The sequence below is a fragment of the Chryseobacterium cucumeris genome, from assembly GCF_016775705.1.
Lineage (GTDB): Bacteria > Bacteroidota > Bacteroidia > Flavobacteriales > Weeksellaceae > Chryseobacterium > Chryseobacterium cupriresistens.
In genome coordinates this window covers 1,405,842-1,428,473 of the sequence record NZ_CP068760.1, presented here as the reverse complement: position 1 = coordinate 1,428,473, position 22,632 = coordinate 1,405,842, and the positions used below count along the sequence as shown (strand labels likewise).

Genomic DNA, 22,632 nt, shown 5'->3' with positions numbered 1-22,632 from the left:
ATGATTTACGCATTTGATACCTATTATTATGAGGATTATGCCAATACCGTTTGTATTGCATTTGAAGACTGGACCTCTGAAAAAGAAGTGGAAACGTTTATAGAACAAACCCCTGTGAGTTCAGAATATGAAAGCGGAGCCTTCTATAAAAGAGAATTACCCTGTATTGTAAGCCTACTGAAGAAAATTACATTAAAATCCGGAGATATCATTATTGTGGATGGATACGTCACTTTGGATGATCACGGGAAAATTGGCCTGGGTGGTCATCTGTATGAAGAACTGGAAGAAAAGTATCCTATAGTTGGGATTGCAAAAAATGAATTTACAACGCCGGATTTCCAGCGGAGAAGCGTATTTCGTGGAGAAAGCAAGACTCCGCTATTTGTTACTGCCAGAGGAATGAGTGTAGATGAAGTTCAGTCGAAAGTAGAGCAAATGCATGGCGCTTACAGGATTCCTACATTATTAAAAAAACTTGATCAGCTAAGCAGAGCATAAATAATAAAATCTTACCCAGAAAGTAAGATTTTTTATCATTTAATAATATACCGATTGGTATATTTTAACTATCTTTGCTATAGTTTCCTTTTAAAAATGAAAAGGATTTTTTTTAAATAATAATATACCGGTCGGTATATTTAAAAATAAAATCTATGAAAGAAATATTTATAGTAGCAGCAAAACGAACCCCGATTGGTGGTTTTATGGGAAGTCTGTCAGGATTTACAGCGCCTCAGCTGGGGGCTTTGGCCATTCAGAATGCTTACGAAAGTATCGGACTTGCTCCGGAACATATAGACAGTGTATATATGGGAAATGTGCTGAGCGCCGGATTGGGACAGTCACCAGCAAGGCAGGCGGCTATTTTTGCCGGAATTCCTGTAGATAAAGACGCCACAACAATCAACAAAGTTTGTGCTTCCGGAATGAAATCGGCGATGATAGGTGCACAGCAGATTCAGCTTGGAATGGATCATATTGTTATGACGGGAGGAATGGAAAGCATGAGCAACGTTCCGCATTATGTCAAAATCCGCCGGGGAATAAAACTGGGAGATACGAATCTTACTGATGGATTGATTAAAGACGGGCTATGGGATGTCTACAATGATTTCCACATGGGAAGTGCAGCGGAATTAGGCGTGAAAAAATATGGACTTACCAGACAGGAACTTGATGATTATGCCCTTCTCTCATACCAGAGAGCTCAGGAAGCGGCAAAAAACGACAAGATTGGCAACGAATTGATCCCAATATCGATTGAAAGTAAAAAAGGAACTACAATCGTTAGTAAAGACGAGGATATTGATAAACTGATCCCAGAGAAAATTTCCCTTTTGAAACCTGCATTTGAAGCCGACGGAACACTCACAGCAGCCAATTCCAGCAATCTGAATGATGGGGCTGCAGCCCTTTTACTAGCGTCCTCTGAAGCAATAGAGCAACATAATTTAAAACCACTGGCAAAAATAATTGCCTATGCAGATGCCGCGCAGGCACCGGAATGGTTTACCACTTCACCTTCCATCGCTATTCAGAAATTGTTGAAACAAACCGGTCTTAGCCTGTCTGATATCGACTTTTTCGAGATTAATGAAGCGTATTCCTCAGTAATTCTATCCAATCAGAAAATTCTAGGATATGATATCAGCAAGGTAAATGTATACGGAGGAGCAGTGGCATTGGGACATCCGATCGGTGCTTCAGGAGCAAGAATTATGACCACTTTAGTGAATGTTTTACGCCAGGAAAAAGGAAAGTATGGAATTGCCGCCATCTGTAATGGAGGAGGAGGCGCTTCCGCCGTTCTTATTGAAAGTATAGGCTAAAAGGGATAAAATACTTTAGATTCCAATTATTATATTAAAAAAGATCTTTCTTAAAGTTAAATTTGAGAAGGATCTTTTGCGTTGGTAACAGATTGATTATCCATTGGTAAAACAGAATATTCAATGATTACAGACGAAAGGTTAAAGCTCTATTTTTATTAAACTGACAAATATCATTACATTCTTATTTTTATTCATTCTAAATAAATATAAATTTGTCTCAGGAAATTGAACAAAGAAAATGAAAAAAATAACTACTCTTTCTGGTATTGTACTTGCATCCCTGACGAATGCGCAGCTGCAATATTGTATGCCAACCTTTCAGTATGGAGCTGACAGCAACATGATCAGTAATGTGACTTTCGGAACGATTAATAATTCATCGTCAGTACAATCTGCAAATGTGCAAATTTATGAGAATTTTACTGCAATATCTACAGACCTGCACTTGGGAAATTCCTATCCGATATCCGTGCAAGGGCCATCCAGTACATTTCCCAGCGATGTAGTTGTTTTTATAGACTTTAATCAGAACGGAAATTTTGATGATGCAGGAGAAAGCTTTTATATCGGAAGACTTGATGCTGCTAATCCGGCCAATGCTTTTACAGTAAATAATACCATAGCAATCCCGGCCAATGCTGCCATCGGAAGTACAAGAATGAGGGTTCTTAAAAATACCAATGTTCAGGCTTATTCCGATCCGGCAGCCGCTAATTCTATAAGCTCAGCTTGCGACAGCAGTTTAAGAGCAGGGCAGACGGAAGATTATACAGTGAATATCATAGGAAATACGGCGAGTTTCCCGGCTCCTTATTGCGGTACTGAAAATATTACAAGTTCAACCGTGAGTGAGATCAGTACGGTAGAATTTGCCGGAGTTGTTAGAAACAGTGCATTGGATGGAAATTCCGATGTGCTTGAAAACTTCACAGCAACAGTTTTCAATGTGAACCGTGGAAATAGCTATCCAATAAATATTACAGGCGGTACCCATGGCCAAACCACCGTATCCGCTTATGCTTATATTGATTTTAACCATAATAATCAGTTTGATGCCGATGAGCAGTTTAATCTGGGCTATCTGGATAATTCCAATCCGGTTCCTGGCCAGCAGTCCGGGGTGACAACGGGAAATATCACCATTCCGGCAGGAGCACAGTTGGGAGAAACCCGTTTCAGACTGGTAAAAGCCTATGAATCCAATTCCTGGATGGGTGCTTTGAAGAATCTTCCGTGTCCTTCAGATTGGTTTATCGGCCAGGCAGAAGATTATACTATAAATATTCAGCCTGAGAGTCTTTCAACCCTTGAAGTTTCCAAAGAGGCATCAACTCTTGTTGCCATATATCCAAATCCTACCGCTAATTCTATAACAATCAAGATGAAAGAAGGATTGGAGAAATATGAAATTTATAACATGTCCGGACAAAAGATGCTGGAAGGTAATTCGATGACGATTTCAATGGACCGTTTTGTTCCAGGAACTTATCTGATCAAAATTCATACAAAAAATCAGAAAACAGTCACAGAAAAGATTATTAAAAAATAGACACATCATATCTAAATCATATCCATATCAATTTTTGTTTTTTAATCGACAGGTCCTTTACCTGTCGGTTTTTTTTGCTGGTTTTAAGCTTTTATATTACGATTCAGATCCCAGTAAATTCATCAAATCCTGTTTAGACAATCCCTGGAGTTTCTTTCCATCTGTAGTCAGCAGATTCTGAGCCAGTTCTTTTTTCTTCTTTTGAAGGGTAAGAATCTTTTCTTCTACAGTATTGGAGCAGATCATCCTCACCGCAATTACATTTTTGGTCTGTCCTATACGGTAACTTCGGTCAATAGCCTGGTTTTCAGCTGCAGGATTCCACCATGGGTCAACAAGATAAATATAATCTGCCTGGGTAAGATTGAGACCGACACCTCCGGCCTTTAAGCTGATCAAAAATACACGGATATCTTCATTGTTCTGAAAATGAGCAACTTTTTCACCTCTGTCTTTCGTTTGACCTGTTAAATATTCAAACTGAATATTGTGGCGTTCCAGCTCAGTCTTGATCAAATCAAGCATGCCTACAAATTGTGAGAAAACAAGGATTTTATGATCTTTGGATTTTCCAAGGATTTGCTCCATCAGAATTTCGATTTTAACGGCATTTTCTCCGGAATATCCCTCCTTCATCAGAACAGGGGAATTACAGATCTGTCTGAGCCTCGTAAGCCCTGTAAGGACGTGCATGCTGTTTTTGTTCAGATCATCGTCATCATTGGCGGCAATAAATTCCCGAAGCTCCTTTTCATAAGCATCATAAATTTTACGCTGTTCCGTATTCATTTCACAGTAGATCACTGTTTCTGTTTTATCCGGAAGTTCTTTAGCAACCTGCTTTTTGGTTCTTCTGAGAATGAATGGTTTTATCTTTTGCTGAAGCTCCACGGCACGTTTGCTGTACTCAAATTTATCAATTGGAATGGCATAAATATCCTTAAAATACTGTTTGCTTCCCAATAATCCGGGACAGGCAAAAGAAAGCTGGCTGTAAAGATCAAAAGTGCTGTTTTCGACAGGAGTTCCGGTCAGAACAATTCTGTTTCTTGATTGAAGAAGTCTTGCGGCTTTGTATCTTTCTGAATTAGGATTTTTAATCACCTGTGATTCATCCAGAAATACATAATTGAAATTAAAATTTTTCAAAAATTGAATGTCCGAAAGCAGCATCCCATACGTAGTAAGAACCACTTCATAGTCAGGCATATGAGCTGTTGTTTTCGGTCGGTCTGCACCATAATGAAGCAGAACTTTTATGGAAGGTGCAAATCTGCTGATCTCTTCCTGCCAGTTGAAGAGCAGGGAAGTAGGAACCACAATCAGGTTGGTGGTATGGCCTCTTTTTTCCCTCTGCGAAAGAATAAAAGCAATGATCTGAATGGTTTTTCCAAGTCCCATATCATCTGCAAGACATCCTCCGAAGTTGAAACTGTCAAGAAAATTAAGCCAGTTCAGTCCGTCATGCTGATAATCCCTCAGTTCAGCATTCAGTTCAGCGGGAACAGCTACTTCAGGAATGTTTTTTACTTTTGAAAATTTTGTGGAATAGGAGGTAAGTTCTTCCTGAATCTCCTTGCTCAGAATTTCTTTTTCAAACAGTGACGTTACCTCCGAAAAATTGATTTTCGGAATCTTTAAAAGCTCTTCATCAATTTCTCCTGCTCTGAAATAAGCAGCTATCTTTTCCATCCACTCTTCGGGAAGAATTCCCATGCTGCCGTCATCCAGCTGGACGAATTTACTCTTATTCCGGATGGCCCGGTGAAGCTGTTTCAGAGAAGCTTCTTTGGGACCAAATCCCACTTTCAGCTTAGCATTAAACCAATCCAGTCCGCTGGTAATCTGAATATTGATTTTTGCCCGGTGAGGGTTTAATTTATTGTTTTTTAATTCGTTAAAGCCAAGTATAATGATCCCTTCGTTTCTCCAGGTCTCAAATACTTCAAGAAACCAGTTGTTATCAAGGAACTTATCCCTGTGAAGATAAAAATACTGATAGCCGTCCATCTGTTCCTCAAAATCAGGATGCTGCTGCATCACCAAAGAAGTAAAGCGGGCTTCGGCTGATTCATTTCTTTCTATTTTAAACGGATTTCCATTCTGATCTGTATCAAAAAGCTGCTTCCTGGAATAGACCGGAACTTCCACATCACCGTATTTCATGACGGGAGTAATTCCTATATAATTTTCCTGCTGACGGAGATAAATGACTTTTTCAGTATGATAATTCTTGTCTTCAAGCTGTACTTTCGTTGCAGGTTGTATGTAGCTGTAATTAATATGGATACGTTCTTCTAAAGCAGACAGAATGTCCTGCATGAAAGCTTCATATTTTGAAGAATGAACCAGTAAAATTTCATTATGAGCCTTAAAGAACCGGATGATTCTGAGCATGTCCGGATTGTCTACAAAGCTGAAAATGTTTCGGTTATACACAAAATACTCATTTCTGAGAACTATATTTTTAAATGGAAGAGCAATGTCATTAAACAACAGCTCTCCGGTGATTTCAAAAAACGGATCTTTCTTAAATACAGATAATTGAACCTCCGCATCTAAAGTATTTAATTCAATAAAGGAAAGTGACTTTGAGGAAACGGTTTCTGCGATTTCCCTGTCATGATAATAGACCTCAAGCTCCAGAGGATTCTGTACAATGAGCTTTAAAGCTTCCAGTTCTGCCGTATTGTAATCTTCATTATAGTTGTTCTGAAAAGTAGTAATGGCAGTATAAAATTTGATGTCTGCAGGTTTTTCTGCTTTCCAGATAAGCTGCATGGCATCTACAGGAGTTACGGGATTTTTGAGCTTTCCTGTCTGAGTTATTTCTGCCTCCATCAGTGAGAAGGTCATATGATTGTAATAACGGTGTTTACCGATAACCAATATTTGCTTTTTATCCGATTCCAATACTGCCAGCTCATCCAGTTTAGAAGGAAGCTGAGGAAGAAGATCCCTTGTCAACATCACATCATCTGCAGGAAGCATTTCTTTGATTCTGGGCAGTATTTTAATTTTACCTTCAGTATATTCCAGTTCAAAATACTGATCCAGATCCGGCTCATTTTCCAGCCCATATTCTTTTGCTTTAGGAAGAAAGTTTTTTTTGCGGAGTGTTTCATCAAAAAACAGGCGATAGTTTTTATCTTCAATAATGCAGTGGATTATTTCTGCCTGATGAGAACAAAGCTGGTTCTTTTCATTGCTGCAAGTGCATGAACAAAGCAGAGTGCTGTTTATTTTGCTGATGGTAACTACCGGAAAATTCTGTAATGAAGACTCTTTTGTAAATATTCCTGTATTGTTTTCAATAGCAACAGGATAGATCTCACGAAAATCCCTGATTCCGATAAATGCGCTGTCTGAGGTATGTTTCAGCAGGTCATATACGGAAAGTGTACTGATATTGATGTTGTCAAGAATATATTCTGCCATAAAAATAGATCGGGACAAACTTACAAAAAACAAATATATTGAAGAATCCGTTTTGGCTACACCTTACCCCATTTTGGCAACTCCGGCGTTTGTTGTAATGCAGAACTTTGTCCTGTAATTTTAAACCAGGAAAAATGAAAACAATTTTTATAACAGGTGCTTCTACAGGATTAGGAAAAGCAGCTGCCCAATTATTTCAAAACAACGGATGGAAAGTAATCGCGACTATGAGAACCCCTGAAGCAGCAGCTGATCTTGCGGCTTTGGAGAATGTAACTGTACTTCCGCTGGATGTTACCAATCCGGAACAGATTAAGTCTACTGTACAGCAGGCTCTTGAACTTGGAGACATCGATGTGGTGTATAATAACGCGGGATATGGCCTTATAGGACCTTTGGAAGCGCTTTCTGATGATCAGATCGTCAAACAGCTGGACACGAATTTATTAGGAGTTATACGCGTTACACAGGCATTTATTCCTTACTTCAGAGAACAGAAAAAAGGAATGTTCATTTCTACAACGTCTATAGGAGGACTGGTAGCATTCCCATTAGGTTCTACTTATCACGCAACCAAGTGGGCGCTTGAAGGGTGGAGTGAAAGCTTAGCTTTTGAGCTTAATACTTTGGGAATTGATATTAAAACTGTTTCTCCCGGAGGAATCAAAACGGATTTTGTAAGCCGTTCTCTGGACTCAGCATCCAGTCCTGCTTATGAAGACATGACGAATTCTCTGTTTTCTAAAATGGAAGGAATGATGGAAGCGGCTTCTACACCGGAACAGATTGCAGCAGTAGTCTATGAGGCTGCAACAGATGGTAAAAAACAATTGAGATATGTGGCCGGAGAAGATGCTAAAGCCATCTATGCACAGCGTCTTGAACTAGGTGATGAAGCATTCAGAGAGCAGTTCGGAAAACAGTTTATGTAATCAGATTTTTGAAAGACAGTATAAAGTAAATTACATTGTACTGTCTTTTTACTCCAATAATTTATAATTTTATATCATGGAAAAGAAAGATAATATTCCGCTGAAGATCTCATCCATATCAGAATTGCACGATATGCTGCAGCTGCCCAAGCCGCTTCATCCGTTGGTAAGCCTTGTGGATAATACGAAAATGAGTATCAGAAAAGATATGCTGAAGAGAAGCTTTATCCTGAATTTTTATAAGATCTCATATAAATATTCCACGGTCGGGAAAATGGGTTACGGGCAGGGATATTACGACTTCAATGAAGGAGGCATGATGTTCACAGCACCCGGACAGGTTCTTTCCACCGATGAGAATGCAGAATACTGCGGGTATACTTTGCTGGTACATCCGGATTTCATCAGAAGTTATCCTTTGGCAAAGAATATCAAAAACTTCGGTTTCTTTTCTTATGATACAAATGAAGCACTGCATTTATCGGATCAGGAAAAAACAACAATAACGGGGCTTCTTGATTATATTGGAAATGAACTGAATACAGCCATTGATGAAGTAAGCCAGGATGTTATTGTTTCTTATATTGATGTTCTTCTCAATTACAGCAACCGTTTTTATAAAAGACAGTTTATTACCAGAAAGGCAGTTAATAATGATGTGCTGGCTAAAATGGATGTGGTGCTGGAAAAGTATTTTAACGAGCAGGAAACATTAAATAAAGGGCTTCCAACGGTGGAATTTCTGGCATCCACACTCAATCTGTCACCCCATTATCTGAGTGATATGCTTCGTAACCTTACCGGATTAAACGCCCAGCAGCATATTCACGAAAAACTGATCGAGAAGGCAAAAGAATACCTTACTACGACAGGCTTTTCTGTTTCTGAAGTAGCATATGCTCTCGGATTTGAACATCCGCAGTCATTCAACAAGCTCTTTAAAAAGAAAACCGATAAAACACCGCTGAGTTACAGACAGTCTTTCAATTAAATAAATACAAACACCCGTTTCAAATATCGGGTGTTTTTTATGGTATACTTTTAGCCAATACTTTGCTTTTCTTTGATCAAAGCTTCAATTTTGCATTTTGCGGCTGCCCATTCATTATCCAAAATACTGTAATAAGCCGCATTTCTTGTGCTTCCATCCCTGAGGACTTTGTCTTTACGTAAAATACCTTCAAATACACCACCGATTTTTTCGATTGCTTTTCGTGATCTGAAATTATCGTCTTTCGTTTTCAACTGTACCCTGTTTGTTTTCAGTACATCAAAGCAGAAGGTGAGCAGTAGTAATTTGCATTCCAGGTTGATGGCTGTTCCCAGAACTCTTTGATGATCCATGTCCATCCGATTTCCAGTTTTCTGTCTGCTGGATATATTTCAAAAAAGCGGGTGGAGCCGATCAATTTTCCGGTTTCTTTATGTCGTATGACAAACGGGTACTGATTTCCGGTTTCTCTTTCTGATAAAGCGAATTCATAAGTTTTATAAAACATCGTCTCCTCTGAACAGTCAGTAGGAATGAGTTCCCAAAGTTCTTTATCTGATGCGGCAGTATATAATTCTTCAAAATGCTGTTTTTCAAGAGGAATTAATTCAACTGTTTCCCCTTCCAAAATGGTGGGATAAGCAATCCATTTTTCTTTCATGGCTCATTATTTATACAACGAAATTAATGAAAAAGTTATTTAAACGTTATAAAACCACAAAAGACACAAAAGCTTTTTAAACACTTAAACTATTTAAAGTTATATGCTTTGTGTATAAAAGTATCCTAAAGTTTTGTTGAAAATCAAAGATTTTCATCTTATGTGAGCTTAATTACACGGTATTTACTTAAACTTTCTAAAGTATACCAAAGTGTTTAGAAAATAAAAACTTTTGTGACTTTTGTGGTTAAGTTTAAACAGACTTGAAAATAAAAATTTGTGTTCAAAAAATAATGTGATTTTCCACCATAATGAGGTCGGCAATTTCATTAATTGGTCAAAATGGAACATAAAAATGACAAAAATGAACTACATTTTAATAGCGCAGCGTGTCTAAATTTGCAAAAAGGATTTTTATTACCCTGTTATAATGAACGAGACCCCATCTTTTAATGCAAAAATGCCGACCGCCTGTTTTTTACTATTCTTTGCCCACGGGCTTGTTTTTTCCTCCTGGGCGAGCCGGATTCCTATCATTAAAACTGCTCTTTCCATTACTGAAGCACAGTTGGGAACGCTGTTGCTTCTGATGCCGATAGGACAGCTGTCGACGATGGTTCTGGCCGGAAAACTGATCAGCATCTACGGAAGCAGCGGAATTATTAAAAGATGCTTTATGCTGTATCCTTTTTTTCTTCTCTTAATTGGTTTATCACCTTCTTACTGGACTTTAGGGGCTGTTCTGTTCTTTTTCGGTGTGTCCGGGAATATGTGCAATATTGCCATCAATACACAAGCAATTGAGATAGAATCTATTACGAAAAGAACTCTTCTTTCTTCTTATCACGGAGCATGGTGCTTTGCAGGGCTTACGGGGGCAGTCATAGGTTTGCTGATGATTAATCTCCATGTAGGAACTTTTTATCATTTTGCTGTTATTTTCCTTCTGGTAGGAATACTTTGGTTGTACAGTACAAAAAATCTGACCAATATTATTCATAAAGCAGAACCGCAGACCCGTTCAATTTTCAAAGCAGTGAATCCTACACTGATTGGTTTGGGAATTATAGGCTTTCTGAGTATGGCGATTGAAGGAGCGATGTTCGACTGGAGCGGGGTTTATTTTCAAACTATAGTTAAAGCACCTGAAAACCTTGTCATACTGGGATATACAAGTTTTATCTTAATGATGACTTTAGGTCGTTTTATCGGGAATAAAATCATTGAAAAATATGGAAAAAAGATTGTTCTGCAGTGCTGTGGGCTATTGATGAGCAGCGGACTTTTTCTAAGTGTTTTCTTTCCGGAACTGTGGATCTGCATCATTGCTTTTATGATCATTGGCCTTGGAAGTTCCCTGAGTGTGCCTTCCGTTTACAGTACAGTAGGAAAAGTGAGTACAGTAGCTCCGAGTATTGCTTTATCATTTGTTTCCAGCATATCATTTTTAGGATTTCTGATGGGGCCGCCTCTTATCGGATATATTGCAGAAAGCTTTGATCTTAGGTATTCATATGGTCTTTTTGCCTGCTTTGGAATATTACTGGCTATTATGGCCGGACAGATGAAAGTATTCAGAAAATCATAATGAATTTAACAAATCATAAAACCTGAAGCTCTTTAAATACTTCTATAATGGCTTCAATAAGTCCTTTATCTACATTTTTTTCGGAAGCAGCATCGGGGAGAAGAGCTCTTAAGTCACCGTGATCATCACGCTCAATAACGACTTCAGTTCCGTCTACATCCACGTACAGTTTGTATCCATAAGAGAATGTGGCAAGCTTTCCGTTGAAAAGCAGATCTTTACCCTTATAGGTTACCGGTACTTCAAATTCTTCCATGCGTAAGCTTCTATTATAATTGGAGCAAATGTCGGAAAATTTTAATTCATATCATCATATAAACTGTAATGATAAAGCCGGATTATGCAAATTGTTAAAAATATTAATGGAGTAAATCTGTATATTTATCCTTAGTTATGGAGTCATTTCAAAGCAGGAATGATCAATGAATTTGAATTAAGCAATTATGAAAGATACAATCACCATTTTCTGGTTCAGGCGTGACCTGAGATTGGAAGATAATATCGGACTTCACCACGCTCTGCAGTCTGATGCACCGGTACTACCCATTTTTATATTTGATACTGATATTCTCGGGAAGCTGGAAGATAAAGAAGACCGCAGGGTTGATTATATCCACCAGGCTTTGACGGATATCAATATTTCATTAAAAAAGTATCATTCAAAAATCAATACCTATCATGGTAAACCTATAGAGATATTCAGAAAGTTGTTTGAAGAATACACTATCAAAAGTGTTTTCTGCAACAGAGATTATGAACCTCAGGCGATTGAAAGAGATAAGGAAATCTATTATTTTTTCAAAGAAAAGAATATTCCTTTTAAAGCCTGTAAAGATCAGGTGATTTTTGATAAGGATCAGATTGTTAAAAAAGACGGTTTGCCTTACACGGTTTACACTCCTTTTGCCAAAAAGTGGCGGGAAACTTTAACTCCTGAACATTATCAATCTGTTGAATTGGATTGTAAGAACCTCTTTCCACAGGAATATTCTGAGATTATGGCATTAAAGGAAATAGGTTTCAAAAAAACAGATTTTGATTTTAAAAAACCGGTTCTGGATGCGTCTATTATTGATGATTACGATAAGTACCGTGATTTTCCCGCATTACAGCATACCACACAGCTCGGAATTGCTTTACGCTTTGGAACCATCAGCATCAGAAAGTGTGTGGGTTTTGCATTAAAACATAATACGGTATGGCTGTCCGAGCTGATCTGGCGTGAATTTTTTATGCAGATTTTATATCATTTCCCACAGGTAGTTCATCAGTCTTTCAAAAAGCAGTATGATAATATCCACTGGCGGAATAATGAAAAAGAGTTTAAGCACTGGTGTGAAGGAACCACAGGGTATCCGATTGTAGATGCCGGAATGAGGGAGCTGAATGAGACAGGCTATATGCATAACCGGGTAAGAATGATTGTCGCGAGCTTTTTATGCAAACATCTGTTGATCGACTGGCGTTGGGGGGAAGCGTATTTTGCATTAAAACTGAATGATTATGATCTGTCTGCCAACAATGGAAACTGGCAGTGGGCTGCAGGCTCGGGATGTGATGCAGCACCTTATTTCAGGGTTTTTAATCCAACGGCTCAGACAGAAAAATTTGATAAAGACTTACTGTACATCAAAAAATGGCTCCCTGAATGGAATACACCAGCATATCCATCACCTATTGTAGAACACACCTTTGCCCGCGAAAGAGCTTTATCCGAATACAAAAAAGCTTTGGCATAAATATCAGGTATCAACAAAATGCCCGGTAACAAATTGTCACCGGGCATCAACCAATTGATATTAATATGAAAAGTTACTTACAGAAGTAACGGAATCATCAGATTGTTTTCAGATACAGCTCCTGTAATTCCTGTGCTGTAAACGCTTTGGAAGGTAAATTCTGGACAAGTTCTCCCTGTTTCATAATACCGATATTGGTAGCAACACTTACCGCATTGAAAATATCATGAGTTGCCATTAAAACAGTTCTGCCTTCTTTACCCAGCTGCCTTACAATTTCTGTAAATTCTGCAGTAGCAATCGGATCCAGGCCGCTGGTAGGCTCATCCAGAAGAAGCACTTTGGCATCTTTGGCCAGGGCAATGGCAATTCCAACTTTCTGGCGCATCCCCTTGGAATAACCGCCCAATGCTTTATGATGGGCGGTTTCCTGCAAACCGGTACGTTTAAGGAGCGCAGACAGTTCATCTTTCTGGTAATCAAAACCTGCAATTTTGGAGAAAAAATCAAGGTTTTCTATTCCTGTAAGATGAGGATATAAAAGAACGGTTTCAGGGATATAGGCAAGATGTCTTTTAATTTTCTGAGGTTCCTCCTTTACCGAAATATTATTAATGAAAGCATCTCCGGATGTTGCTTTAATGAGTCCCAAAAGAATATTGATCGTTGTACTTTTTCCAGCTCCGTTTTGTCCGAGCAGTGCAAAAATTTCACCTTTTTTTACTTCCAGATTAAGAGAATGAAGTGCGGTAAAATCGTTGTATTTTTTATGTAGATTGACTGTTTTTAACATAGTTTTCTGTATTTATATTGTGAAAGAATGATGAATAAAGCAATGAAGATGAGATAGGGAAGAAGTATCTGTATCCATTTGATAGTGGAAGAGAATTTGAAAACCTCTATCGTTTGCTGTGCCCAGTTGACAGATTCCGCACTCTTACCTGAGAAAATAAGAGGGTAGAAGAACAATCTTTTTTTCTCATGGAATTTTTTGAGTGATTCAGCATACTGCAAATGATTCTGCAGATCAGATTTTGCCAGATGACTTTCTACAAGCTGAGTATGTAGATTGGGAAGGAAATAACCTAAATAGGTTGCTGCCTGATTTCGTTTCTGCATTTTTTCCGTATACAGTTCGGATGATTTTGCAGATTCCAGGTCTCCCATATGCTGCATGGCATAATACCAGGTCCAGGTGAATGCATCATTTTCTTCTACAGTGAAATTGCTGTATTGTGGATAGGCTTTGTAAAACTTTTCCATGGTAGGACGTTTGTCTTCATCCCATTTGTTGTGATAGCCTTCTCTCTGTTCCATCACAGCTTTAAGGGACTCATGAACCGGATAAAGCTTCTGTATCAGAATATTACTGCTCATCGGGATAATAAAATTGATGCCCACCCATACAATCAGAAGAATTAATGCGTTTTGAGCCGATGATTTCCGAAAAGACACAATCCATCTGCACAGGGAAAACCAGATCAGAATATACAACCAACCACTGACCATAAAAGCAATATAGTACGAGTCTAAAGGTATTTTTATCCAGACCGAAGCGATGATAATTAATACAAAATATACAACTGTAACAGCCAAAAGACGGATGAACATCTTATGATCCAGAAGCTTTTGTAAATTACCGCTCTGAACCGACAGCAGCTTCCAGGTTCCTCTTTCTTCTTCCTCAGAAATCAGATTATAGCAGAATGCAACAATCACCAGTGGAAACAGGAAAACAACAACGAAACTAAAGTCAAAATTTCCAACTGCGGCATTGGCTGGATTATAAAAATCAGCATTGTAGCGCTGTTCCTCGAGATTTCGGATGGTTACTCCCTGAATAGAAGGATTCAGGTCACGCATTCCGATATTTAAAGCAGCCAATTTGGGTGTTTCATTCACCAGATTGAATTTAATATAATAAAGAACCAGTCCCAGATCATCCTTATGAAATTTTGTATTTCTTTCAATACTTTCTTTCTGAAATGCTCCGCTTCGGGAGATGATGTCTTCGTTCCTGTCCAGGAATTTTTTTCCTGTATAGATAGCCATAAGCCCTGCCATCAACAGAAACAGAAGTGCAATGATGTACGATTTATTACGGTAAAATTGGATATATAAATAACGGTTCATTTAGATGAGTTTTAATTTTCTTCCACTTATTTCGATAGCAATGATGCAGATAACCATCCACAGAACTAATGCAGCAGCAGGTATTGGCTGTTGCTTTAAACTTTTCAGAACAGAAGAATACTGATACTGAAAATCCGGAAACTTTTCCCAGTTGTGCCTGTCGATGACAGCAGCTGGTCCGCCGTTTTCCGGTTTAATATTGCTGATGTGCTCAATTTGTAAATCATTTAAGTGCTGAGCCATTTTATAGCGATATTCTTCTGCCTGTTTCTGAAACTGGTTATAAGCAAAGAAATCTGTTCCTGCAGCAGTCATGGAAAAGTTTTTAATGGCAATAGCGGGATTAATGAATCCTGAAATATCAGTCAGATTTTGCTGTTTACTGTAAATGTTCTGCAGTTCTTTCTGATGTCTGATATAGATATGTGAACTTATTTTTTCCCCTTCCTTCATAACGAATCCGCCATAGTTGAAAGGAAGTTCATTGGTTGTTTTTACCTGATATTTTGCCAGTAAAGAATCCTTGATTTTTTTGAAATGCGGATCATCAGGATTATGGCTGTCTCCAGACTTTAAAATATCCTTTTCCAGGCTCGTTTCAAAAGCAATCCGGGAAGGTGCAGGATATAAATTCTGTGCTGCAAACTGAATTCCTTTAGGCAGAACGATAATAAAAAGAAGCCAGAACCCGATAAGGCTGATCAATGCTGATGAGGTACGTTTACTGTTTGCCGATACGACAACGGTTAATGTGCAGATAAAAAAATAATAAATCATGTAAGCAGGCAGCAGTAATGACAAACGTAATAGAATATCCGCAGAATCTGTTGTCTCGGACATCAGTGCAGCGACGAAAACAACAGGAATTACAGGAATAAGAAAACAGAGAGAAAACAGCCAGAGTCCCAGAATTTTGCCCCAGATAATCGCTCTTCCGGAAGTTCCCTGGACACTGATGATTTTTAAAGTGGCATTCTCACGTTCCTGTACAATTAACCCAAATCCTGAAAAGAGAATAATCAACGGGACAATGCTCTGCAGAATAAATGCACTGCTGAACGCTCCGAATCTTACCAAAGTACCCGAGCTTCCCGCTTCCGACAGATTGGCGGTATTCTGTTTATGAGCCTCCAGAAATATGACATTTCCCAGAAAGTCATCCAGTCCGTTGTCAAAAATATTCAGCGGATGTCCGATTCTGAAAACCAGATAGCCATAGTGAGCCATACGGTGCGGATGCTTATCCGGTCTGTGTTCCCAGTTTTCCCGGACTTCCTTCCGGTATTCTTTTATTTTCGAAAAAGAATCGGTGTATTTTGTATATCCTATGCCAATACTCAGCATACAGAACAGGAGTACGGCAATCGTGGTGAACAGATTTTGTTTTCCTTTAAACAAATCCTGCCAGGTTTTTCTCACCATCAGTTGTAAATTAGAAATAGCCATAGTTTAAAATTTATAAGTAGCAGTTAGCAGATAATTTCTCGGAGTTCCCGGAAACAGTCTTAAGTAGTTCTGAGCCCCGATCCAATAGACTTTGTTGGTTATATTATTCAGATTAAAAGAAAGCTGGACCGTTTTTGCCGGAGTGTAATACAATGCTGCATCCAATGTCGTATAGGCGGGAAGTTCAAAGCTTCTTGTAAACCAGGGGATTTTAGAGCTTTGATGCAGTATTCCGACACCGATTCCGAAGCCTTTGAGGAATTTAATAGTTGAAAAGTTGTAGCGTGTCCAGAAATTCACCGAATTTTTAGAAGTGTTTTCCTTTCTTTTTCCGACAAGATCACGGTTGGTATCATCCAGTATTGTAGCATCAATATAGCTGTAGCCTCCGTAAATATGCCATTGAGGAAGGATATGTCCGGAAAATTCAGCTTCAAATCCACGGCTTCGGTCAGCACCACGCTGTACAAGTTCATCAGGTTCTGAAGGATTATTGGCATTGATGATTATATTTCTTTGTTTGATTTCATACACTGCAAGATTCAATGAAATTCTACCAAAAAGCTGCGCTTTGATTCCCAGTTCTTTAAGATCAGAAGTCAGAGGCTTAAATCTTGCTGCAGATCCGGTGAGGACTGAGGTATTGGGCATCAGCGTTACCGTATTGGACTGAGGTTGATACCCGGTTAAATAAGTTCCGTACAGATTAATATGATCCGTTACACTGTAGGTAATCCCGAATCTGTACAGCAGTTTATTATTTTTGAACGATGACTCATTGGCTTCTTTGAAATTGGTGATATCCTGAAACCATTCCTGACGTATTCCCGATAATATTGTCAACTTTTTCCAGGTAAGAAGATGCTGGATATAAGCAGCATGCGTTGTGGTAAGAGCAGAAGGCAGAGGGGTGATCACATTAAGCGTATTAAAATCAGTACCCTGATAATTGGCCGCACCGGGATTCAGGTCAAATGGTGTTACATTAGGTCTGGGAATAATTGTTCCATTATAATTGATGGTCTGATAATCCGAAGCATTTGCAGGATTATAAGAGGAAATCACAGAGCCATTCTTTAAAAGAAAACCTCTTGCTGCTTTCTGCTGTCCGCCTTTGCGTTTCTCCCAGATCTGGCTGTCGTAACCTATCAGAGCCTGATGCTGAACAGAACCCGTTTTGAATTTAAAATTGAAATACGCATTGATATTATCTGTTGCCCAGTTTTGTTTTCTTTGAACAAACTGCATCATGGCAAGGCTGGAAACCGGGATATTGTTCATATCCGGAACAAAAGAATTGGTAGTTCTGTGCTCCTGAAGATTTTCCCTCCAGTATTGCTTCATATAAGATGCATTAAAGCTGATATATTGGTTAAAATGATGGGCAACCGTTCCCATCAGCATCAGCTCTCTTGTTTTAAAAAAATCATCAGGAGCTCCCAGGTTCAAAGATCGTGGAGTGCTGTATAAATCTGTTTTTCCAGCCGCTGCCCCGAAAATAGGCTGCCCACGATCCAGATTTCCATAGAGATCATTGAAAATCATTTCTACATTCACGGATGTTTTTTCATTCGGAACAAAGGTGATAGAAGGAGAGATCAGGATACCGCTGTTTTTAATATGATCTCTGAATGAACGGGCATTCTGATACGCTCCGTTAAAACGGAATAATAAAGTTTTGCTCTTATTTAAAGGACCTGTAAGATCTGTAGTGACACGGTAAGTTTCAAAGCTTCCACCTGATAAACTGATTTCGTGGCGAGGGTTTGATAATGGCTTTTTGGTAACCATATTGATCGTTCCTCCGGGATCTACACTGGACATGGTAATACTTGCCGGCCCTTTGAAAACCTCCACACGTTCTATATTGGAAGTCATCGGCTGTAAAAAATAATATTGCCTTGTGCGCATTCCATTGATGATCTGTCCTTCTTCATTCTGGCTGATCCCACGGATGTTGTATTGATTATAATAGCTTGAAGGAGAAATACCGTTCACATTTTTCATGACATCTCCAAGCTGAAAAGCCTGGCGGTCGGTGATCAGTTCTTTGGTAACGGTATTAAGTGTTAAAGGCAGATCTTTGTTTTTCGTTGCGATCTTGGTGGCGGCAAAAGAGTAGTCGGAAGTATAATCTTTAGACTTTCTTCCGATAACCTCAACAGTTTGTACCACTGTAGATAACGAATCTTCCGGACGTGACTGAGCACAAAGAAGTGATGAGACTGTGATAAAGCCTGTGCTGAAAAGCTTTACAGGATTTGGGGAAATACAATAAATTATTCCCGAATAATTAAAATTACTGGTAGTCATGAATAAGCATGTACGGGCAGCGAATGGCCCATTAATAAAAGGATATCCTTAATTGTGTAAAGACACAGGTATCCACGGAATTACAGTACAGACCAAAAAATCTGTAAACGAAATATTAAGGCAGCATCGATTAAGCTACCGCGGAAAATAAGGCTGGGGGAGCTCTGGAGCTGAAAAAGTCAAGAAGACAACGATATGAAATGGCTTTTGGCTGCGGCATTTCATTATCACTGGTTGTGTCAATGGCAAAATCCATGTTCAAAGAGTCAGGAAGAAGAATTTGTGTCATATGCATATGAAGGGCACACTGACATTCGTCGTCCTGAGAAAAGGAAAGAATTTTCTCTTCTTTTGACCCTTTTTTATAGATCACTTTACTTTTGGCGTGTCTGGCATGATCAAGACACGTGGTTACCCCGCTGACATTTGAAACAAATATCAGAAGTAAAGAAAAAACAAAAAAGACCCTGAGAAATTTTTGCATAATAGAAAACAAATGTACAATTTAATTTGATAAAAATTGAATGATGAAGAAAAAGTAGGTGATGTTTTCTTTAAAAATTAAAATAATTCAGTTCCAACTACCATTTACCGGATCGAAATGATTGTCTATTTGGGTTTGCAGCAATATTGATAAGCACTGATATGAAATAAAGCACTTATAAAACTACGGTATTTCGTATAGTATTTTTTGGTGACTCCATTTAAATAAGTTTATAATCAATGTATTATGATTTTGTGCCTGTTTATTGATTATAGATTATTGTAAAAATAAATACATTATGAATACTAAAGAATTCAGAACTTTTGATATGCCCTGGGAAAAGGCATATGGCTATGTGCAATCTGTAAAAAGCGGTGACACAGTGTGGATTTCCGGACAATTGGGCCACGATATGCAGGGAAATCTTGCAGAAGGAATGGAGAACCAGTTCAGACAGACCTATCAGAATATAGGCAAGTTGCTGAGTGAATTTGGATTAAATGCCGGCCATATTACAGAAGAAGTCATCTATGTTACCGATATGCAGGAAGGCTTTGAAAGCAGAAAGGTTTTAGGAAAAGAATTTTATGGTGAGTTCTGTATGGTTGCCAGTACCATTGTCGGAGTGACTGAGCTGGCACTTCCCGGACAGAAAGTGGAAATTAAAGTTACAGCTAAAGTTTAAAGGATTATCAGAATTCTTTGTACTGTTTTATCCGGTATATGATTGAGATCATATTCGACGGTATTGGCACTTTATTATATTTGGCCATTGAAAATTTCATATTTCTGACAAATTACAGTATAACCTCTCAGTGATTCGGGAGGTTTTTTGTTGAAAAAATTTAAGTATAACAATGTACAATTTGTTTCATGATTATTATTTATTTTCCTAAAATACAAATAATTAAACGCTAACATTACGGTTTCCCGTAGAGAATGATTACAGCTTATCCGTATATTTACAAAGTTTTAAATAACAATAAGTACAGAAAGTTTTTTTAGCCTCCTCAGGGAGGTTTTTTTATGACCATAATCATAACTCAATTTATGGAGATTTATTAATTTTGAAATGTTAATCAAATTTTTTTTATAAGTTTTATCCCCGGAGAGATCCGGGGATTTTTCATTGTATAATTTGGTATATCAGATTCAACCAGGGAAGCAGGCTTTGGAAGACTGTTTTATGATATTATGGATTGACAGGAAGATTGCAATCTGAAAATAAGATCAATCATACTTCCGACTCAGACAGATGAGGCTATTTAATCTCATCTTTCAATTGAATCACAACTATTTCAAGGGTCTTTTTTATTTTTTCAAATAAGGAATACAGTTCAGGAAATTCCTTATTTTGTTCCTTTGCAAGTAATTCAAGCTGTTTTACAACATCCTCAATAGAAACTATTCCAATAGACTGTATGCCCGGTCTGATTTTATCCATCAGTGTTGCAATTTCGGTGTAGTTTTTCTCTTCAAACGCTTTTTCCACCAATGGAATTATTGTCTCGGTCTGCACAATAAATAATGAGATCATTTTCTGTATAAATTCTTTATCACCCCTGCTGAGTGCTTGTATCTTTTTCAGGTTGTAGAGGCTTTTTTCATCTGTATCAGATACTGTCTCTGCAGTTTTTTCATGAATTTTGACATACTTATAAATGATATTCAGTAAATTTTCTTCATTAAAAGGCTTAGTGATATAATCATTCATTCCCGCGTTAATGCAATGATCTATTTCTGTTTTAAAAGCATTGGCCGTAAGTGCTATTACGGGAGTCTTAATTCCAAGTTCCTTTCTTACTATTTTAGTTGCTTCGATACCATCCATTTCCGGCATTTGCAGGTCCATCAAAATAATGTCAAATTCTTCTCTTTTTAAAATTTCTATGGCTATTTTACCATTTTCGGCTTTGGCGACGCTGCATTTAAAATGATGTAGTGATTTTTCGGCAACTAGCTGATTAAGGGCATTATCTTCCACCAAAAGAACTCTTGTGCCGGCGATGGAAATATGTTGATTTTTCCAGTCATTTTTTTTCAGATCCTCTTCACTGCCTCTGTCCAGAAGTAAAGTTATTGTAATAGATGTACCTGTATTTTTTTCACTTTCTACATTAATTTCACCCTTCATAAGGTAAATAAGTTCCCGTGTAATAGACATTCCAAGACCAGTACCTCCATATTTTCTCGAAATTGAACTGTCTTCCTGATTGAATTTTTTGAATATATCACGTACATATTCTTCGCTCATTCCAATTCCTGTGTCCGTAATGCTGATTGAAATGGTCTGTTGGTCGGGGAAACTTTTCAGGACCTTGGATTCAACTCTGATCTGGCCCTCATTGGTGAATTTTAGGGAATTCCCAATAATATTATACAGAACCTGTTCAAGCCTTAACGAATCACCTTTTAAAACAGAAAAAATATCAGGTGAAAAATAGGTAATCAGTTTGAGTTTTTTCTCATCCGCTTTTGGTTTAAGAACAGAAATCACCTTTTGAATGCTGTCTTTTAAAGAAAAACTTTTGTTTTCCAGAGACATTTCTCCCGATTCAATTTTAGAGATATCCAGTATGTTATTGATAATTGATAATAAATGTTGTGAAGCATTATAGCTGTTTTCTACAAATTCTTGCTGATCTGAAGACAGGTGGCTTCTTTTAAGTTCACGCAAAAAACCAATGATGCCATTAAGAGGAGTTCGGATTTCGTGGCTCATATTGGCCAGAAAAACCTCTTTTGCTTTTGAGGCCTCCAGGGCTTTTGCTTTTTCAAGTTTTAATTCGTCTTCCAGTTTTTTTTGGTCGGTTATGTCAAGATGTATTCCTATGGACCCTAATAAATTTCCCTGATCATCATAACTGGGAGCTCCACTTATGGCCCACCATCTTGTTTCCCCCTTCTTATTCCTGACAGGAAGCTGATACACACTAGAAACTCCTTTTTTTCTTAATTCTATCTGATCTTGTATGAAACGGATATTATTTTCTCCATACAGGAAAAGTTCACTGGGATTTTTGCCAATGACTTCATCCAGTGAAAACCCTGAAACATCACAAAAACTCTGATTAGCGTAGCGGATAATTTCATGATTATCTACTTCAATGAGCCCTAAATTCATATTAGCAATAATATTACGGTATTTTTCTTCCTGTTGCTTTATGTAATCTTCGGCCCTTTTTCTTTTTCTCAGCTGTTCAGAAAGATACAGGGATAATTCTTTAAGGTCTTCTGATTTTTTTATTTCAATATCGGAGTCAATAATCTTTAATGACTCGTATAAATTGCTGATAGATTCCTGTTTAAGGGTATTTTCATCTTTAAGATTTTGATAAAGCTCCTGATATTCTTCTTCACTTTGTTTGAAAGCGTAGTCCATGAGTTCCTTATCCCTGTCAAATGATTTGTAGGATTCATTAACTGCATTGATGAAATTAGTAAACTGGGAATGATTTTTACAGTCGTCCGTAAGGTATTTATTAATCTGCCTTTCAAGCAAATTGTGTAATTTGATTTCCAT

At 38.0% G+C, this 22,632-nt stretch carries 18 protein-coding genes; 8 read left to right on the top strand and 10 right to left on the bottom strand.

The window, feature by feature from the left end; translation table 11 throughout:
• From JNG87_RS06385 to JNG87_RS06375, 3 genes are all read left to right on the top strand, one after another.
• Entirely contained in the window at positions 1-501 is a 501-nt protein-coding gene (locus tag JNG87_RS06385; protein WP_202842580.1) for an endonuclease V, read from the top strand.
• Positions 502-656: 155 nt separating this feature from the next.
• Positions 657-1,832, top strand: coding sequence for an acetyl-CoA C-acyltransferase (locus JNG87_RS06380; protein ID WP_202842578.1), 1,176 nt, complete (start codon positions 657-659; stop codon positions 1,830-1,832).
• A 241-nt stretch (positions 1,833-2,073) separates the two neighbouring features.
• Complete coding sequence (locus JNG87_RS06375; RefSeq protein ID WP_202842576.1) at positions 2,074-3,384, top strand: T9SS type A sorting domain-containing protein; 1,311 nt, start codon at positions 2,074-2,076, stop codon at positions 3,382-3,384.
• 96 nt (positions 3,385-3,480) lie between these two features.
• Here the strand turns inward: JNG87_RS06375 and JNG87_RS06370 are convergent, their stop codons facing one another.
• Positions 3,481-6,822 carry a DEAD/DEAH box helicase gene (locus JNG87_RS06370; RefSeq protein WP_202842574.1) on the bottom strand — a complete coding sequence of 1,114 codons (3,342 nt, stop codon included), beginning with the start codon at positions 6,820-6,822 and terminating at the stop codon, positions 3,481-3,483.
• A 134-nt stretch (positions 6,823-6,956) separates the two neighbouring features.
• On the opposite strand from JNG87_RS06370, the gene JNG87_RS06365 reads away from it, so the two are divergent.
• Together JNG87_RS06365 and JNG87_RS06360 are read left to right on the top strand one after the other, a co-directional pair.
• Complete coding sequence (locus JNG87_RS06365; RefSeq protein WP_202842572.1) at positions 6,957-7,754, top strand: SDR family oxidoreductase; 798 nt, start codon at positions 6,957-6,959, stop codon at positions 7,752-7,754.
• Between the two features lie 76 nt (positions 7,755-7,830).
• The gene (locus JNG87_RS06360) at positions 7,831-8,745 is read left to right on the top strand and encodes a helix-turn-helix domain-containing protein (RefSeq protein ID WP_110008704.1); all 915 of its coding nucleotides are present in this window, start codon (positions 7,831-7,833) and stop codon (positions 8,743-8,745) included.
• A gap of 50 nt (positions 8,746-8,795) precedes the next feature.
• Here JNG87_RS06360 and JNG87_RS21655 read toward each other — a convergent pair whose 3' ends face one another.
• Together JNG87_RS21655 and JNG87_RS21650 are read right to left on the bottom strand one after the other, a co-directional pair.
• A complete protein-coding gene (locus tag JNG87_RS21655; protein ID WP_238349681.1) occupies positions 8,796-8,999 on the bottom strand; it encodes a GNAT family N-acetyltransferase in 204 nt (67 codons plus the stop codon).
• A gap of 17 nt (positions 9,000-9,016) precedes the next feature.
• On the bottom strand, positions 9,017-9,406 hold the full coding sequence (locus tag JNG87_RS21650) for a GNAT family N-acetyltransferase (protein ID WP_238349680.1): 390 nt from the start codon (positions 9,404-9,406) through the stop codon (positions 9,017-9,019).
• A 430-nt stretch (positions 9,407-9,836) separates the two neighbouring features.
• Between JNG87_RS21650 and JNG87_RS06350 the strand changes: the two genes are divergently transcribed.
• Positions 9,837-10,994, top strand: a complete 1,158-nt coding sequence (locus JNG87_RS06350) for an MFS transporter (protein ID WP_202842570.1) — start codon at positions 9,837-9,839, stop codon at positions 10,992-10,994.
• A gap of 13 nt (positions 10,995-11,007) precedes the next feature.
• Here the strand turns inward: JNG87_RS06350 and JNG87_RS06345 are convergent, their stop codons facing one another.
• Complete coding sequence (locus tag JNG87_RS06345; RefSeq protein ID WP_202842568.1) at positions 11,008-11,250, bottom strand: hypothetical protein; 243 nt, start codon at positions 11,248-11,250, stop codon at positions 11,008-11,010.
• 187 nt (positions 11,251-11,437) lie between these two features.
• Between JNG87_RS06345 and JNG87_RS06340 the strand changes: the two genes are divergently transcribed.
• A complete protein-coding gene (locus JNG87_RS06340) occupies positions 11,438-12,733 on the top strand; it encodes a cryptochrome/photolyase family protein (protein ID WP_202842565.1) in 1,296 nt (431 codons plus the stop codon).
• A gap of 97 nt (positions 12,734-12,830) precedes the next feature.
• On the opposite strand, the gene JNG87_RS06335 is transcribed toward JNG87_RS06340, so the two are convergent.
• The 5 genes from JNG87_RS06335 to JNG87_RS06315 form a co-directional block, all read right to left on the bottom strand.
• A complete protein-coding gene (locus tag JNG87_RS06335; RefSeq protein WP_202842563.1) occupies positions 12,831-13,526 on the bottom strand; it encodes an ABC transporter ATP-binding protein in 696 nt (231 codons plus the stop codon).
• The gene (locus JNG87_RS06330) at positions 13,520-14,866 is read right to left on the bottom strand and encodes a DUF3526 domain-containing protein (RefSeq protein ID WP_202842561.1); all 1,347 of its coding nucleotides are present in this window, start codon (positions 14,864-14,866) and stop codon (positions 13,520-13,522) included. Before JNG87_RS06330 ends, JNG87_RS06335 begins: the two co-directional genes overlap by 7 nt.
• Entirely contained in the window at positions 14,867-16,312 is a 1,446-nt protein-coding gene (locus JNG87_RS06325; protein WP_202842559.1) for an ABC transporter permease, read from the bottom strand. It lies immediately after the preceding gene.
• A gap of 3 nt (positions 16,313-16,315) precedes the next feature.
• Complete coding sequence (locus tag JNG87_RS06320) at positions 16,316-18,625, bottom strand: TonB-dependent siderophore receptor (RefSeq protein ID WP_202842557.1); 2,310 nt, start codon at positions 18,623-18,625, stop codon at positions 16,316-16,318.
• 130 nt (positions 18,626-18,755) lie between these two features.
• Positions 18,756-19,109 (bottom strand): hypothetical protein, encoded by a 354-nt coding sequence (locus JNG87_RS06315; protein ID WP_202842555.1) that lies wholly within the window; start codon positions 19,107-19,109, stop codon positions 18,756-18,758.
• A gap of 298 nt (positions 19,110-19,407) precedes the next feature.
• Here JNG87_RS06315 and JNG87_RS06310 point away from each other — a divergent pair, with 298 nt between their 5' ends.
• The gene (locus JNG87_RS06310; RefSeq protein ID WP_202842553.1) at positions 19,408-19,794 is read left to right on the top strand and encodes a Rid family hydrolase; all 387 of its coding nucleotides are present in this window, start codon (positions 19,408-19,410) and stop codon (positions 19,792-19,794) included.
• Between the two features lie 576 nt (positions 19,795-20,370).
• Here JNG87_RS06310 and JNG87_RS06305 read toward each other — a convergent pair.
• Positions 20,371-22,632, bottom strand: coding sequence for a PAS domain-containing hybrid sensor histidine kinase/response regulator (locus JNG87_RS06305; protein WP_202842551.1), 2,262 nt, complete (start codon positions 22,630-22,632; stop codon positions 20,371-20,373).

Coding starts and splice junctions, on each gene's coding strand:
- JNG87_RS06385 (WP_202842580.1), top strand. CDS start 1: ATGATTTACGCATTTGATACCTATTATTATGAGGATTATGCCAATACC.
- JNG87_RS06380 (WP_202842578.1), top strand. CDS start 657: ATGAAAGAAATATTTATAGTAGCAGCAAAACGAACCCCGATTGGTGGT.
- JNG87_RS06375 (WP_202842576.1), top strand. CDS start 2,074: ATGAAAAAAATAACTACTCTTTCTGGTATTGTACTTGCATCCCTGACG.
- JNG87_RS06370 (WP_202842574.1), bottom strand. CDS start 6,822: ATGGCAGAATATATTCTTGACAACATCAATATCAGTACACTTTCCGTA.
- JNG87_RS06365 (WP_202842572.1), top strand. CDS start 6,957: ATGAAAACAATTTTTATAACAGGTGCTTCTACAGGATTAGGAAAAGCA.
- JNG87_RS06360 (WP_110008704.1), top strand. CDS start 7,831: ATGGAAAAGAAAGATAATATTCCGCTGAAGATCTCATCCATATCAGAA.
- JNG87_RS21650 (WP_238349680.1), bottom strand. CDS start 9,406: ATGAAAGAAAAATGGATTGCTTATCCCACCATTTTGGAAGGGGAAACA.
- JNG87_RS06350 (WP_202842570.1), top strand. CDS start 9,837: ATGAACGAGACCCCATCTTTTAATGCAAAAATGCCGACCGCCTGTTTT.
- JNG87_RS06345 (WP_202842568.1), bottom strand. CDS start 11,250: ATGGAAGAATTTGAAGTACCGGTAACCTATAAGGGTAAAGATCTGCTT.
- JNG87_RS06340 (WP_202842565.1), top strand. CDS start 11,438: ATGAAAGATACAATCACCATTTTCTGGTTCAGGCGTGACCTGAGATTG.
- JNG87_RS06335 (WP_202842563.1), bottom strand. CDS start 13,526: ATGTTAAAAACAGTCAATCTACATAAAAAATACAACGATTTTACCGCA.
- JNG87_RS06330 (WP_202842561.1), bottom strand. CDS start 14,866: ATGAACCGTTATTTATATATCCAATTTTACCGTAATAAATCGTACATC.
- JNG87_RS06325 (WP_202842559.1), bottom strand. CDS start 16,312: ATGGCTATTTCTAATTTACAACTGATGGTGAGAAAAACCTGGCAGGAT.
- JNG87_RS06320 (WP_202842557.1), bottom strand. CDS start 18,625: ATGACTACCAGTAATTTTAATTATTCGGGAATAATTTATTGTATTTCC.
- JNG87_RS06315 (WP_202842555.1), bottom strand. CDS start 19,109: ATGCAAAAATTTCTCAGGGTCTTTTTTGTTTTTTCTTTACTTCTGATA.
- JNG87_RS06310 (WP_202842553.1), top strand. CDS start 19,408: ATGAATACTAAAGAATTCAGAACTTTTGATATGCCCTGGGAAAAGGCA.
- JNG87_RS06305 (WP_202842551.1), bottom strand. CDS start 22,632: ATGGAAATCAAATTACACAATTTGCTTGAAAGGCAGATTAATAAATAC.